Origin of the sequence: Streptomyces sp. NPDC060031, assembly GCF_042736805.1 — a bacterium.
In the GTDB taxonomy this organism is placed as follows: domain Bacteria; phylum Actinomycetota; class Actinomycetes; order Streptomycetales; family Streptomycetaceae; genus Streptomyces.
Genome location: NZ_JBHWVM010000050.1, coordinates 14,455 through 28,690, shown reverse-complemented (window position 1 = coordinate 28,690; position 14,236 = coordinate 14,455). Strand labels below are relative to the sequence as shown.

General features: G+C 72.2%; 14 protein-coding genes. 4 read left to right on the top strand and 10 right to left on the bottom strand.

What is annotated here, in order from left to right; translation table 11 throughout:
- Positions 1-161: 161 nt before the first annotated feature.
- Positions 162-1,760: an alpha/beta hydrolase gene (locus tag ACFWB8_RS22105; protein ID WP_385229650.1), complete on the top strand. Its 1,599-nt coding sequence runs from the start codon at positions 162-164 to the stop codon at positions 1,758-1,760.
- A gap of 64 nt (positions 1,761-1,824) precedes the next feature.
- On the opposite strand, the gene ACFWB8_RS22100 is transcribed toward ACFWB8_RS22105, so the two are convergent.
- The 6 genes from ACFWB8_RS22100 to ACFWB8_RS22075 all read right to left on the bottom strand — a co-directional run bounded on the left by ACFWB8_RS22100 (position 1,825) and on the right by ACFWB8_RS22075 (position 7,102).
- Positions 1,825-2,535, bottom strand: coding sequence for a lysophospholipid acyltransferase family protein (locus ACFWB8_RS22100; RefSeq protein ID WP_385229566.1), 711 nt, complete (start codon positions 2,533-2,535; stop codon positions 1,825-1,827).
- 85 nt (positions 2,536-2,620) lie between these two features.
- Complete coding sequence (locus tag ACFWB8_RS22095; RefSeq protein WP_385229563.1) at positions 2,621-2,779, bottom strand: hypothetical protein; 159 nt, start codon at positions 2,777-2,779, stop codon at positions 2,621-2,623.
- A gap of 32 nt (positions 2,780-2,811) precedes the next feature.
- Positions 2,812-3,771 carry a cytochrome c oxidase assembly protein gene (locus ACFWB8_RS22090; RefSeq protein ID WP_385229560.1) on the bottom strand — a complete coding sequence of 320 codons (960 nt, stop codon included), beginning with the start codon at positions 3,769-3,771 and terminating at the stop codon, positions 2,812-2,814.
- Positions 3,772-3,887: 116 nt separating this feature from the next.
- A complete protein-coding gene (locus ACFWB8_RS22085; RefSeq protein ID WP_385229557.1) occupies positions 3,888-4,913 on the bottom strand; it encodes a 6-phosphofructokinase in 1,026 nt (341 codons plus the stop codon).
- Positions 4,914-5,104: 191 nt separating this feature from the next.
- Entirely contained in the window at positions 5,105-5,833 is a 729-nt protein-coding gene (locus ACFWB8_RS22080) for a type 1 glutamine amidotransferase (protein WP_385229554.1), read from the bottom strand.
- Between the two features lie 30 nt (positions 5,834-5,863).
- Complete coding sequence (locus ACFWB8_RS22075) at positions 5,864-7,102, bottom strand: MurT ligase domain-containing protein (protein ID WP_385229551.1); 1,239 nt, start codon at positions 7,100-7,102, stop codon at positions 5,864-5,866.
- A gap of 123 nt (positions 7,103-7,225) precedes the next feature.
- Between ACFWB8_RS22075 and def the strand changes: the two genes are divergently transcribed.
- Positions 7,226-7,780 carry a peptide deformylase gene (gene def / locus ACFWB8_RS22070; RefSeq protein WP_385229548.1) on the top strand — a complete coding sequence of 185 codons (555 nt, stop codon included), beginning with the start codon at positions 7,226-7,228 and terminating at the stop codon, positions 7,778-7,780.
- A gap of 121 nt (positions 7,781-7,901) precedes the next feature.
- Here def and ACFWB8_RS22065 read toward each other — a convergent pair whose 3' ends face one another.
- Positions 7,902-8,546 carry a TetR family transcriptional regulator gene (locus ACFWB8_RS22065; protein WP_385229545.1) on the bottom strand — a complete coding sequence of 215 codons (645 nt, stop codon included), beginning with the start codon at positions 8,544-8,546 and terminating at the stop codon, positions 7,902-7,904.
- 204 nt (positions 8,547-8,750) lie between these two features.
- Here ACFWB8_RS22065 and ACFWB8_RS22060 point away from each other — a divergent pair, with 204 nt between their 5' ends.
- Positions 8,751-9,980 carry an acyl-CoA dehydrogenase family protein gene (locus ACFWB8_RS22060; protein ID WP_385229541.1) on the top strand — a complete coding sequence of 410 codons (1,230 nt, stop codon included), beginning with the start codon at positions 8,751-8,753 and terminating at the stop codon, positions 9,978-9,980.
- A 70-nt stretch (positions 9,981-10,050) separates the two neighbouring features.
- Here the strand turns inward: ACFWB8_RS22060 and ACFWB8_RS22055 are convergent, their stop codons facing one another.
- Positions 10,051-10,491, bottom strand: a complete 441-nt coding sequence (locus ACFWB8_RS22055) for an SRPBCC family protein (RefSeq protein WP_385229538.1) — start codon at positions 10,489-10,491, stop codon at positions 10,051-10,053.
- Positions 10,492-10,646: 155 nt separating this feature from the next.
- On the opposite strand from ACFWB8_RS22055, the gene ACFWB8_RS22050 reads away from it, so the two are divergent.
- Positions 10,647-10,832, top strand: coding sequence for a DUF5999 family protein (locus ACFWB8_RS22050; RefSeq protein ID WP_385229535.1), 186 nt, complete (start codon positions 10,647-10,649; stop codon positions 10,830-10,832).
- Between the two features lie 146 nt (positions 10,833-10,978).
- On the opposite strand, the gene ACFWB8_RS22045 is transcribed toward ACFWB8_RS22050, so the two are convergent.
- The gene (locus ACFWB8_RS22045) at positions 10,979-13,000 is read right to left on the bottom strand and encodes an ATP-binding protein (RefSeq protein WP_385229532.1); all 2,022 of its coding nucleotides are present in this window, start codon (positions 12,998-13,000) and stop codon (positions 10,979-10,981) included.
- Positions 13,001-13,159: 159 nt separating this feature from the next.
- Positions 13,160-14,179, bottom strand: coding sequence for a fibronectin type III domain-containing protein (locus ACFWB8_RS22040; protein WP_385229529.1), 1,020 nt, complete (start codon positions 14,177-14,179; stop codon positions 13,160-13,162).
- Positions 14,180-14,236: the final 57 nt, after the last annotated feature.

Sequence of the window (14,236 nt, the reverse complement as noted above, 5' to 3'; positions counted from 1 at the left end):
CACGTCAGGCGAAAGGATTCCCCTGCAACGCCGACGATCGAACCCGACCGAACCAGGCCGCCCACGGCGGCTCATGACGCAGGGGGAACAACCACGTGATACGCAACGCGGCGCTGGGGAGCGCCGCCACTCTGATCACCGGCACGCTGGCGGCGGGCCTGATGCTCGCTCCGTCCGCGACGGCGGCCTCGGCCGGCCGTGACAACGGGGCCGCGGAGGCGGTCGGCACGCAGATCGCCGCCGCCCGCGCGGCCCGTACCGGGATCGACTGGAAGGACTGTCCTGCCGACTGGGGCTTCGAGAAGCCCATCCAGTGCGGCTGGGTCAAGGTCCCGCTCGACTACAGCAAGCCGTTCGGCAAGACGATCGAGCTCGCGGTCGACCGGATCGCCAGCACCGGCACCAAGGAGGAGCGCCAGGGCGCGCTCGTCTACAACCCGGGCGGCCCCGGCGGCTCCGGCATGCGCTTCCCGCGCCGGGTCACCACCAAGGCCCCGCTGTGGGTGAACACCTCCAAGGCGTACGACTTCGTGGGCTTCGACCCCCGCGGCGTCGGCCACTCCGCGCCGATCTCCTGCATCGACCCGCAGGAGTTCGTCAAGGCCCCCAAGGCCGACCCGGTCCCCGACAGCGAGGCCGACAAGAGCGCCCAGCGCAAGCTCGCCGCCGAGTACGCGGACGGCTGCCAGGAGCGCAGCGGCGAGATGCTGCCGTTCATGACCACGCCCAACACCGCGCGTGACCTGGACGTCATCCGCGCCGCCCTCGGCGAGCAGAAGCTGAACTACCTCGGCGTCTCGTACGGCACCTACCTCGGCGGGGTCTACGCGACCCTGTTCCCGACCCACGTGCGCCGCATGATCGTCGACAGCGTGGTCGACCCGGACCAGGACAACATCTGGTACGAGGCCAACCTCGGCCAGGACGTGGCCTTCCAGATGCGCTGGAACGACTGGCAGGACTGGGTCGCCAAGAACGACTCCGTCTTCCACATCGGCGACACCCGCGCCAAGGTCGAGGCCAAGTGGCTGGAGCTGCGCGCCAAGGCCAAGGCCAACCCGCTCGGCGGAGTGGTCGGCCCGGCCGAGCTCCTCGGCTTCTTCCAGAGCGCCCCGTACTACGACTCCTCCTGGGTGCCCGTCGCCCAGACCTGGAGCGCGTACCTGGCCGGTGACGAGAAGGCCCTGATCGACGCCATCGCCCCGGACATGTCCGACACCAAGGGCAACGCCACGGCAGAGAACGGCAACGCCGTCTACACCGCGGTCGAGTGCGCCGACGCCAAGTGGCCCACCAGCTGGGCCAAGTGGAACCGGGACAACACCAAGCTGCACCAGAAGTACCCGTTCCTGACCTGGTCCAACGCCTGGATGAACCTGCCCTGCGCGACCTGGAAGTCCAAGCAGAGCAACCCGATCGCGGTCGGCGCCAAGCACGGTCTGCCGCCGGTCCTGATCGTCCAGTCCGAGCGCGACGCGGCCACGCCGTACGAGGGCGGGGTCTCGCTGCACCGCAAGCTGGCCGGCTCGCGTCTGATCACCGAGCAGAACGCCGGCTCGCACGGTGTCACCAGCCTGGTGAACCCCTGCATCAACACGCGGGTGGACACCTACCTGCTCACCGGCAAGGTGGACGCCAAGGACGTGAAGTGCGGTCCGCACGCCACCCCGGTCGCGCCGGCCCCGGCCGCCGCGAAGTCGCTCGCCCAGGCTCCGGGCTCCGACCTCCCGGCGCTTGAGGACCTGCCCGCCGTCCGCTAGCACGCGGCGGCACGAGCGGGACCCGCACCACCGCACCACCCGCAGTACCTGCGCGGGAGAAGGCTCAGCGCGTCTTGCGCCGGGCCTTCTTCCGCGCCTGCTCCTCCTCGGCCTTGACCTCGGCGGCGTACCGGTCGACGTACTCCTGACCGGAGAGCTCCAGGACCTCGTACATGATCTCGTCGGTGACGGCCCGCAGCACGGCCCGCTCGCCCTCCATCCCCGCGTACCGGGAGAAGTCCAGCGGCCGCCCGAAGCGGATCGTCACGCGCCGGATGCTCGGGATCTTCTGCCCGGGCGGCTGGATCTCGAAGGTGCCGACCATCGCGCACGGCACGACCGGCACCCCGGCCCCGAGCGCCATCGCCGCGACGCCCACCTTGCCCTTGTACAGCCGCCCGTCGTGCGAGCGCGTGCCCTCCGGGTAGATCCCCAGCAGCTCGCCCCTGGACAGCACCCCCAGCCCCTCGCGCAGCGCGGCCTGCCCGGCGTCCTTGCCCGAGCGGTCCACCGGGATCTGCCCGGCACTGCGGAAGAAGGCGGCGGTGAGCCGCCCCTTCACCCCGGGACCCGTGAAGTACTCGGCCTTCGCGAGGAAGGTGATCCGCCGCTTCAGGATCGCGGGCATCAGGAAATGGTCGGAGAAGGACAGGTGATTGCCCGCGACGATCGCGGCCCCCTCCGACGGGATGTTCTCCAGCCCCTCGATCCGGGGCCGGAACAGCAGCCTCAGCAGCGGACCGAGCAACACGTGCTTGAGCAAGTGGTAGAACACCAGGCCGCTCCCGTCGATGTCCCCGTTGACACCGACATCTTACGGACGGTCAGGCACGGGGAGCAGGGGGCGGTGGCGTCCGGGCTCAGCTGCTGCGCGAGGCGGCCATCCCCGCGGTCAGCAGCCCCAGCACCACCCAGCCGAACCACAGCCAGCCGTTGCTGCCGAGGGCCACGGAGTAGGCGGCCACGGCCACCAGGGCGGCGAAGGTCATCACGGCCATCGCCTTAACGGAACCGGTCATGCCCCATGGTCGCGCGCGAAGGCGGTCTCGCGCTACTGGCCACGCGCTTGGAGTGTGGCGAGATAGGCGTTGTACGCCTCGAGCTCCTGGTCGCCGTCGCGGTCCGCGGCCCGGTCGGAGCGCTTCGCCGCCCGCTGTTCCGAGTGGTACCACTGGTAGACCAGCGCGATCAGCACCAGCACCGAGGGAACCTCGCTGAAGGCCCAGGCGATGCCGCCGGCCCACTGCAGGTCGAGCAGGGGGTCGATGCCGAGGGAGGCCGGCGGATTCGCGTACGTCTTGACCATCGGCTCGCTCGCCATCATCAGCGCGATGCCGAAGAAGGCGTGGAAGGGCATCCCGGCGAACAGTTCCAGCATCCGCATCACGTAGCCGGGGCGGTGCGGGCCCGGGTCCACGCCCATGATCGGCCAGAAGAAGACCAGGCCGACGGCGAGGAAGTGCACCATCATCGCGATGTGCCCGGTCTTGGACTCCATCAGGAAGTCGAAGATCGGCGTGAAGTACAGGCCGTAGAGGCTGGCGATGAACAGCGGGATGGTGAACACCGGATGGGTGATCACCTTCATGTAGCGGCTGTGCAGCAGCATCAGCAGCAGTTCGCGCGGCCCCTTCACCCCGCGCGCGGCGGGCGGTATCGCGCGCAGCGCCAGCGTCACCGGCGCGCCGAGCAGCAGCAGGATCGGGGAGAGCATGCTGATGACCATGTGCTGGACCATGTGCACGCTGAACATGACCATGCCGTAGTCGTTCAGCTTGGTGCACATCACCAGGGCCACGCTCAGCACGCCGGCCGTGAAGGCGACGGTCCGGCCCGGTGACCAGGAGTCCCCGCGCCGGCGCAGCCGCACCACGCCCCATGCGTACAGGCCGAGGCCCACCAGGGAGCCGATCAGGAAGAAGGCGTCGAAGGAGAACTCCAGCCCGCGCCCGAGCGTGAACGGAGGCAGGTCCATGTCCATGTCCATGCCCGCGTGCGCGAGGTAACTCATCTCTTCCACTCCCTTGACCTGTGGTGCCCCACCACAGTAATGCCGCCCCCGGACGGCGATTCGTCCGGGGGCGGTGTCAGACGGGGGGAAATATCACGCTGCGCCTGTTTCCCGACTCACAGGACGTTCTGCGCCTCGGCGTACCGGTCGGCCGGGACCGTCTTGAGGGTCGAGGTCGCGTCGGCGAGCGGCACCATCACGATGTCGGTGCCGCGCAGCGCGGTCAGCATTCCGAACTCGCCGCGGTGGGCGGCCTCCACCGCGTGCCAGCCGAAACGGGTCGCCAGGACCCGGTCGTACGCCGTGGGGGTGCCGCCGCGCTGGACGTGGCCCAGGATCACCGGCCGGGCCTCCTTGCCGAGCCGGTGCTCCAGCTCCACGGCGAGCCGGTTGCCGATGCCGGCGAACCGCTCGTGGCCGTACATGTCGGTGCCGCCCTGCTCGAACTGCATCGAGCCCTCCGCGGGCTTGGCACCCTCGGCGACGACGACGATCGCGAACCGCTTGCCCGCCGAGAAGCGCTCGCCGACGATCGCCGTCAGCTCCTCGATGTGGAAGGGGCGCTCCGGCACGACGATCGCGTGCGCGCCGGCCGCCATGCCCGAGTGCAGGGCGATCCAGCCGGTGTGGCGGCCCATGACCTCCACGACCATCACGCGCTGGTGGGACTCGGCGGTGGTCTTCAGCCGGTCCAGGGCCTCGGTGGCGACCCCGACGGCGGTGTCGAAGCCGAAGGTGACGTCGGTCGACGCGATGTCGTTGTCGATGGTCTTGGGGACGCCGACGATGGGCAGGCCGGCCTGCGAGAGCAGGTTGGCGGCCTTCAGGGTGCCCTCGCCGCCGATCGGGATGATGGCGTCCAGACCGAGGTCGGCGACATGGCCGCGGGCCCGCTCCACGCCGTCGCGCAGATGCGCGGGCTGGACCCGCGAGGAGCCCAGGATCGTGCCGCCCCGGGCCAGGATGCCGCTCACGGCGTCCAGGTCGAGCTTGCGGTAGTCGCACTCCAGGAGGCCGCGCCAGCCGTCGACGAAGCCGATGACCTCGTCACCGTGGTCGACGACGGCGCGGTGCACGACGGAGCGGATGACGGCGTTGAGGCCGGGGCAGTCGCCTCCGGAAGTGAGCACACCTATGCGCATGGCAGGAAGGACCTTTGCAACGTGGGCCGACGACCGGACCACGTCGTCCGGTTGGAACTACCCTGCACCTTACAAGTGGACCGGCGGTGGACTGCACCATCCTCCACATGCTGGTCAGATCCTCTGTGCGAAGGCACGTCGGCCCGGACCCCCCGAGGGGAATCCGGGCCGAACGGCGCGCGACCTGCGGGTTACGCGGGCTGCGTGGCCGCCGCGATGCGCTCGGCGCGCAGCGCCTCGTACCAGCGGTCGTCGATGGGCGGCAGCGCGTTCACATCGAGGGCCAGCTTGAGCAGCAGGTCCGCGATCTGCGGGTTGCGGGCCATCACGGGGCCGTGCATGTAGGTGCCGAACACGGTGTCGTTGTACGCGCCTTCGGTGCCGTCGCCCGTGCCGTTGCCGCGGCCCAGGCGGGTGCGGGCGAACGGCTTCGCGCTCGGGCCCAGGTGCGTGACGCCCTGGTGGTTCTCGAAGCCGGTCAGCTGCGGCAGGCCCAGCCGCGGGTCGATGTCGGCGAGGACGTCGCCGACGCACCGCTCGCCCTCACCGCGCACGGTGACCACGTCCAGCAGGCCGAGGCCCTCCTGGCGCTCGCCCATGTCGTTGACGAACTCCTGGCCCAGGATCTGGTAGCCGGCGCAGACGGAGAAGACGATCGCCCCGTTCGAGACGGCCCGCTCCAGACCGCCGTCGCGCAGCAGCCGCTCCGCGGCCAGCCGCTGCGGCCGGTCCTCGCCGCCGCCGATCAGGTAGATGTCGCCCGAGGTCGGGATCGGCTGGTCGCTGCGCACGTCCGCGCGCTCCACGTCCAGGCCGCGCCGGCGCGCCCGGCGCTCCACGACGAGGGCGTTGCCCTGGTCTCCGTACGTGCTCAGCAGGTCGGGGTAGACCCACACCAGACGCAGGCTGTTGTCGCTCATGCTCGTGTCCTCTGCGGTTCTGAAGGGGCGCTAGTTGCCGACGCGGCGGCGCACGTCCTGGAAGGCGGTGTAGTTGGCGATCAGCTCGATCTGTCCGGGCGGCGCGAGCTGCACGGCCTCGTCGAGGGTCTCGCACACCCGGAAGTCCAGGCCGGCGACCTCGAGGCGGACCGCGAGGTCCAGCTTGCGGTCGCCGATGACGAAGATGGGGTGGCCGGCGAGGCGCGTGTAGTCCACGTCCCACAGCCAGGAGGTGTCGGTGCCGTCGGCGCCGCGCGCGTTCACCGAGAGGACCACCGGGGTGGGCGGCGGGTCGATCAGGGAAAACGTTTCGAGCCAGCCCGCCGGGTTCTTCGCGAGCAGCAGGCGCAGCTCACGGCCCTGGAAGCCGACCACGTCGTAACGGCCGGCCACCGCCTGCACCTGGTACATGCGCTCCAGGGCGACCTGCGGAGGGACGCCGAAGACCGCGGCCACGGCGGCCGAGGTGGCGGCGTTCGCCTTGTTGGCGCGGCCGGGCAGCTGGAGGTGGATCGGCCAGGCGCTGCCGTGCGGGTCCAGCACGTGGTCGCCGGAGAGCACCCAGCTCGGGATGGGGCGGCGGAAGCCGCACTCGCCGCAGAACCAGTCGTCGCCCGGGCGCTGCATGACGCCGCCGCAGGAGGGGCACGACCAGGCGTCGTCCTTCCATTCCTGGCCGGCCGCGACCCACACCACGTTCTGCGAGGAGGAGGCGGACCACACGATCAGCGGGTCGTCGCAGTTCGCGACGATGACCGCCTTGGAGCCCGAGAGGCCCTCGCGCCACTTCTCCGCGAGCATGCGGGTCTCGGCGGCGCGGTCGAGCTGGTCGCGGGAGAGGTTCAGCAGGGCGATCACCTTGGGGGTGACGTCCCGGGCCACTCCGGCCAGGTACTTCTCGTCGACCTCGATGACGCCGTACTTGGCGTCCGAGCCGCCCGCGAGAGCGGAGGTGATGCCGGCCGGCATGTTCGCGCCGAGGGCGTTGGAGACGACGGGGCCGCTGGCGCGCAGGGCCTCCGCGATGAGGCGGGTCGTCGTGGTCTTGCCGTTCGTCGCCGAGACGAGGACGACGTCGAGATGCTGGGCCAGCGCGCCAAGAAGATCGGGGTCGAGTTTGAGTGCGACCTTGCCGCCGATCACCGATCCGCTTCCGCGTCCCGCGGCCCGCGACACCGCCGCCGCGGCCTTGCCCGCCGTCACGGCCAGCTTGGCCCGCGGCGAAAGCGGCTCTGTGTTGCCTGCCATCGTCCCTTGTCCTCCTTGCGTCGGTCGCCCCCAGCCTATCCAGTACCGGCCCGGGCCCTGACCGCGGCGCCCCCGAGCCGCCGCGGATCTCCTCATATAGTCGCCCGTCGTACCCTTACGGCCATGCGACAGCGCCCCATCCCAGGTACCACCGGTCTCGTCCGCACCATGAGCCTGCTGGGCGACCCGGTGCTCCACTCGGCCTGCGCGGAGGTCACCGAGTTCGGACCGCCCCTCGAGCGGCTCATCGAGGACATGTTCGCCACGATGTACGCCGCCGAGGGCGTCGGCCTCGCCGCGAACCAGATCGGCGTCGGGCAGCGGGTGTTCGTCTACGACTGCCCCGACGACGAGGACGTCCGCCACGTCGGGCACATCGTCAACCCGCGTCTGGTGACGGCCGACGGGGACGAGTTCCGCGGCCCCGAGGGCTGCCTGTCCCTGCCGGGGCTGGAGGCGGGCACCGTCCGCTTCGACCACGCGGTGGTGGAGGGGGTCACCTCGGACGGCGCGGCCGTGCGGGTGTCCGGGACGGGGTTCTTCGCCCGGTGCCTCCAGCACGAGTGCGACCACCTCGACGGGACGGTGTACGCGGACCGGGTCACGGGGCTGCGAGCCCGTCGGCTGCGCCGCGAGATCCGCAAGACCCCGTGGGGCGCGGCGGCGCTGCGCGGCTAGCCCGCCCCCGTCTCGGCCTCGCCCCGCCCCCGCCGCGGCACTCGGGCCCGGCGGAGCCGGGGTTCCTGGGGCTCCGCCCCAGACCCCGCACCTCAAGCGCCGGCGAGGCTGAATCGGGCGGTCAGAAGCCCGGGCCGTCCGCGCGGTTGCCGGCCGTGCCCAGGCGGCCCCAGAGGAGGTCGGTCAGGCCGGCCACGAGCTCCGCGCGCTCGCACGGTCGCTCGCCGAGCCACCAGTCGCCGGCCGCGTGCATCATGCCGACGATGCCGTGGCCCCAGATGCGGGCGAGCCGTTCGCCGCCCGGGCCGAGGTCCACCCGCTCGCCGATCACCTTCGCCAGCTCCTCGCCCAGGCGGCGCAGCAGCGGGGCCGAGTGCAGGCCGACGTCGAAGCCGCGCTCCGCGGTGTGCGAGTCCTCGGCCGGGTGCATGAGGAAGCGGTAGACCTGCGGGCGGGCCTCGATGGCGACGAGATACGTGTCGAGGGTGGCCTCCACCCGCCGGCGCCGCTCGGCAGGGGCGTCGAGGGCGGCCCGCAGCGAGTCGAGCAGCGCGTCGGTGTGCCGGACGGCGAGCGCCTGGTAGAGGCCCGCCTTGTCGCCGAAGTGCCGGTAGAGGATCGGCTTCGTGATGCCGGCCTCCGCCGCGATGGCGTTCATGGACGCCTTGGGGCCGTCCCTGAGGACGACCCGGTCGGCCGCTTCCAGCAGTTCCCGCCGCCGGCGCTCGGCCGCTCCCGGCTCGCCGGCCTGCTGCGTGGTCTCCAACGTGTTCTCTCCCCGCCCTTGCGATGTGCGTGACGCCCACGCAACGTAACACCCCGCACACCCTGGAGATCTCACCGGCGAAGGTCGCACCGGCGGACTCCCGCCGCGCTTGACAGTGCTTACTCGCCGGTAACAGACTGTGGCCATTCTCGGGTTACCGCTAGTAACCGCTCGTGAGACAAGCAAGAGACACCTGGAGGGGACATGGCGGAGTTCACCATGGAGCTCAACGACGACCAGAAGCAGGTACGGGACTGGATCCACGGCTTCGCCGCCGATGTCATCCGGCCCGCCGCCGCGGAATGGGACGAGCGCGAAGAGACTCCGTGGCCCGTCATCCAGGAGGCCGCGAAGGTCGGCATCTACTCGCTCGACTTCTACGCCCAGCAGTTCTTCGACCCCACCGGCCTCGGCATCCCGATGGCGATGGAGGAGCTCTTCTGGGGCGACGCGGGCATCGCCCTGTCCATCGTCGGCACCGGCCTGGCCGCCATCGGGGTCGTCGCCAACGGCACCGAGGAGCAGATCGGCACCTGGATCCCGCAGATGTACGGCACCCCCGACGACGTGAAGGTGGCCGCGTTCTGCTCCTCCGAGCCCGACGCCGGCTCCGACGTCGGCTCGATGCGCACCCGCGCCGTCTACGACCAGGCCAAGGACGAGTGGGTGCTGAACGGCACCAAGACCTGGGCGACCAACGGCGGCATCGCCAACGTCCACATCGTCGTCGCCGTCGTCGACCCGGAGCTCGGCACCAAGGGCCACGCCTCCTTCATCGTGCCGCCGAACACCCCGGGCCTGTCCCAGGGCCAGAAGTTCAAGAAGCACGGCATCCGCGCCTCGCACACCGCCGAGGTGGTACTGGAGGACGTGCGGGTGCCCGGGTCCTGCCTGCTCGGCGGCAAGGAGAAGCTGGACGAGCGGCTGGCCAGGGCCCACGAGCGGGCGCGCAGCGGCGGCGGGGAGCGCGTGAAGAACGCCGCCATGGCCACCTTCGAGGCCTCCCGCCCGGCGGTCGGCGCCATGGCCGTCGGCACCGCCCGCGCGGCCTACGAGGTCGCCCTCGACTACGCCAAGACGCGGACCCAGTTCGGCCGTCCGATCATCGACAACCAGGGCGTCGCCTTCCAGCTCGCCGACATGCGCACCTCGATCGACGCGGCCCGGCTGCTGGTGTGGCGGGCCTCCTGGATGGCGGTGGCCGGCCGGCCCTTCACCTCGGCGGAGGGCTCGATGTCGAAGCTGTTCGCGAGCGAGGTGGCCAAGAAGGTGACCGCCCAGGCGGTCCAGATCCTCGGCGGAAACGGCTTCACCCGCGAGTACCCGGTGGAGCGGATGCACCGCGACAGCGCGATCTACACCATCTTCGAAGGGACGAGCGAGATCCAGCGCCTGGTGATCGCCCGCACGATCTCCGACATGCCGATCCGCTAGGCGCGGGACGCCGCCGGCCGGGCCGGGCCCCTTGTCGGGCCCGGTCCTTCCCGCGCCGCGGACGGCCGGGTCAGGCCGCTGACAGCAGGCGCTGAACGGCCCGGCCGAACAGTCTGCGGCCGGTCGCCGCGACCACGGGATCGAGGGCGCGGGGCAGGCCCCGCACGCCGATGTCCTCGCGCCAGTGGACCTCGCTGCCCCCGGCCGGGGCCGGGCGGATCTCGATCTCCGCCCAGCCCGTCATCACGCGGCCGCGCTTGACCAGCCGCACCAGTCCCGGCGCGGCCCCCTCGGGGGGCTGCCAGACGGTCACTTCCATCGGGTCGTCGAACGTGAGGCCGCCCACACCCGTACGCGCCGTGAAGCGGGTTCCGACGCGCGTGGGCCCGGCCGTTTCGATGATCGTCCGGGTGAGCGGAACCTGCGCGCCGTGCCGTTCCCAGTCCGTCAGCCTGAGCCACGCCGCCAACGGGCTCAGACGCGTTCGGTGAATGATCCGGATAGCGGGCATGAGCGCATGGTAATCGGGCATACACACCCTGAACTGGACGGCGAATATGGGTTCCGCCCAGGGGTGGCGATCAGCAATACTCACCGCCACCGTGGATCGCGGATTTGACCGGGTGACCACCGGCCCTCCCGCCCCACTCTGCGAGGAGGTGCGCCATGTGCTCCCACCAGCCCCCCTGCCCGAGCGCCGACAGCGTCGATCACGACGCCGCCCGCACGGTGGCCTTCCATCCCGAACAGGGCTGGAGCCTGCTCTGCAACGGCGCCGTGGTCTTCGACGACACCGGTGAACTGCTCCCCGACGGCCGCACGGTGGAACCCCGCCGCCCGGCCCTGGTCTGAGCGAGGAGGCAGCATGCGCCAGCAGCTGATCCGCAAGCCCGTTCCCAAGCCCGCACCCCGAGACCTGGATCTGCGCACACCGTCGGGCAGACCCCTCCCGTACTGACGGGAGTCCAGGAGTCCTTACGGTGTCCTCCGGCTGGTGCTCAGCCGGTGGACGCCGCCGCACCGCCCTGGAACGCGGCCTCGTAGGCCTCGTCGCCGATCGCCGCCCGGGCCTGGCGCTCACCCTGGTCCCGCAGGGCCGTGAGCGACGGGGAGCCCATCTGAGGCCGCCCCACCGTGCGCCACCAGGCGTGCCCCGTGCCCAGCAGGCGCGCCGCCAGTTCGCCGTCGCCCAGCGCCGCCACCGCCGCCGCCAGCAGGTCCAGGCCGAGCGCGATGCCGAAGCGGTCGCCCAGCAGCCGCTTGCCGGACAGCATGGCCCGTACGTGCCGGGCGGCCTCCCCGTGGTGGCCGAGCCCCAGCGCGGAGACGGCCAGGATGTAGTCCGCGTACGCCCGCAGCCAGCGCTCTCCCAGCTCCGTACACGCCTCGCGCAGGCCGCGCGCCTCGTCGGCGGCCTCCTCGAAGCGGCCGAGGTCGCACAGCGCGTACCCGGTGGCCAGGCGGCACAGGAGCCAGCCCGCGCCGCTGGTCCGGCCGCCGTGGTCGGCGCGGGCCCGGGGCCCGGCCAGTGCGAGGGCCCCGAGCGCGTCGCCGGGCATCATCACGGCCACCGCGTGCAGATACGCGGCGCGCAGCTCCGGCTCGGGGTCGACCAGCCGGGCCGCCTCGCGGGTGCACTCCTCGCCGAGCTCCCGGGCCGCGTCCATGTCGCCCTGGAGCAGCGCCGTCAGCCCCAGGGCCCACAGCGCCCCCGTGTACGCCGCACCCGAGCGCGGGGCCGCCCGCAGGGCCCGTTCCAGGAAGCCGCGGCCCTCGTGCACGTGCCCGCAGGAGAACCAGAAGAACCACAGGGCCCCGGCCGTTTCCACGGCCGCCGTGGGGTCCGTGCCGAGCAGGTGCTCCAGGGCGGTGCGCAGCTGTGCGTGCTCGGCGGTCATCCTGCGGTACCAGTCCACCTGGCCCGGCCCCAGCCAGCCCCGGTCGGCGGCCTGGCAGAGCGCCGCGTACCAGTGGGCGTGCCGGTCGGCGACGGTCCCTGCCTCGTCGAGCTCCGTCAGCCAGTCGTGGCCGTACTCGCGGATCGTGTCCAGCATCCGGTAGCGGGCCCCGGCGCCCCGCTCCTCGGTGCGCAGGACCACCGACTTCGCCACCAGTCCGGTCAGCACCCGCTCCACGCGCGCCGCGGGCAGCGGGCCGCCCGAGCACACCGCCCGCGCCGCGGCGACGTCGAAGTCCCCGGTGAAGACGGAGAGCCGGGCCCACAGCAGCCGCTCGACCGGCTCGCACAGCTCGTGGCTCCAGCCGATCGCGGTGCGCATCGTCTGGTGGCGGGGCGGCATCGTGGCCCGGGTGTCGGACAGCGTGTCGAAGCGCGCCACGATCCGCTGCGCCATCTGCTCCAGGGTCCACAGCCGCATCCGGGCTCCGGCCAGCTCCAGGGCGAGCGGGATGCCGTCCAGGCGGCGGCACACCTCGGCGGCGATCGCGGCCCGGTCGGGGTCCTCGAAGGCGGCCGCGGACTGCGGGGTCGCGGCGAGGGCGCGGGCCCGGAAGAGCACGAGGGCGTCACTGCCGGGCCCCTCGCAGGGCAGCGGGCGGACCTCGACGCGCGTTTCGCCGGGGCATCCCAGCGGCTCGCGCGAGGTCACCAGTACGGTCAACCCGGGAGCGGACTGCAGGAGTTCGCCCACCAGGTGGCGGCACGCGGCGACCAGGTGCTCGCAGGTGTCCAGGACGAGGAGCAGCTCCTTGTCGGCCATCCACGCGCACAGCTCCTCGTCGAGGGGGCGGGCGGAGTGGTCGGCGAGGCCGACGGTGTGCGCGACGGTGGCGGTCAGGAGCTCGGGGTCGCGCAGGGGTGAGAGCTCCACCCACCAGACGCCGTCGCGGCGCGCGTGCTGGGGGCCGGTGGTGGCGCGCAGGGCGAGCCGTGACTTGCCGACCCCGCCGACCCCGGTGAGGGTGATGAGCCTGCGCTCGCGCAACAGGACGTCGAGGAGGCCGATTTCCTGCTCCCGGCCCACGAAGCCCGCCGGTTCCGGCGGCAGGTTTCCCGGCACGGCGCCAGAGTCTGGCCGAGGGGCGCCGCCCGCGGGGTCCGACTGATTGTTGTTGACCGAGTAATCACCGAACACGGAAGCATTGTGCGTGATCTTCCTTGGCGGGAGTGCGGTTCGCGCCGGATGCCTGTCGCGACCTGCCCGCCCCTCCAGCGTCGCTCAGGCGGTGAGCACGATCCGCCGTTCCGCGGAGAAGGCCCCCCAATTGCCGTCGGGCAGGCGGGCGCGCAGTTTCACGGTCCACACCGTGCCGGCGGGTTCGGTGACCGTGAGCCGGTGTTCCGCCCGGCCGGCGGGCACCGCGCCTGTACCGAACTGGATGACCGTGGTGGGCGCTCCGTTGACGAACAGCTGGTACTCGCTGGTCTCCCGGCCGGTGTCCGGCGCGGTCCAGGAAAGGGTGACCGTGCCGGGTGAGGCGGTCGCGGTGAACTCGGCGGGGGCGGTGTTCGGCCGCTGGCCGGGGCCCGCCGGGGTGGTCACGTCCACCGGGGGGCCGTCGGGGGAGGAGTTGTCGGCGCCGTCACGGGCCCGGACGGTGAACGTGTAGACGGTGTCCGGCTGGAGGCCGTCCAGGGTGGTCTCGGTCTGCGTCGGGCCCGCGGTGTGGATCCTGATGCCGCCCTGGTAGACGTCGTACGAGGTGACGCCCGAGTCGTCGGTGGCCGCGGCCCAGGTCAGCCGGGCGGAGGTGGGCCCCAGCGCGCGGCCCGTGGCGGTCGGCGGGGCCGTGGGGGCCCGGTGGTCCTCGGCCTTGGCGGCGGGGGTGGTGGCCGAGGCGGCGGCGCTGGGCGCGGAGGTGTTCCCGGCGGAGTCGCGGGCCCGGATGGTGAAGGAGTAGCCGGTCTGCGGGGTGAGGTCGGTGACGTCCACCATGGTTTTGTCGGCGGGGACTTCGCGGACCAGGTGGTCGCCCTGGAAGACCAGGAAGTTGGTCACGCCCTGCGCGGGGGCGGGCGACTGCCACATGACGTGCACCGAAGTGGCGCTGCCGGCCTGCGCGGTGAGGCCGCCGGGGGCGGCCGGCGCGGTCGTGTCGGGCGCGGTGCAGGCAGCCAGGGCCGCCAGCACCGCCACGGCCGCCGCGCGCGCCAGGGCCGTCGCGGCGGCCGTCGCGGCGGCCGATGCGGCGGCGGGCGTGGTCAGCCGGGCCGCGCGGCCCGGGGCGGTGTGCGGCACAGGGGCGCCCTTCCTCCGCTTCCTCATAAAGGTCTAGACATGTATGGCACGGGGCGG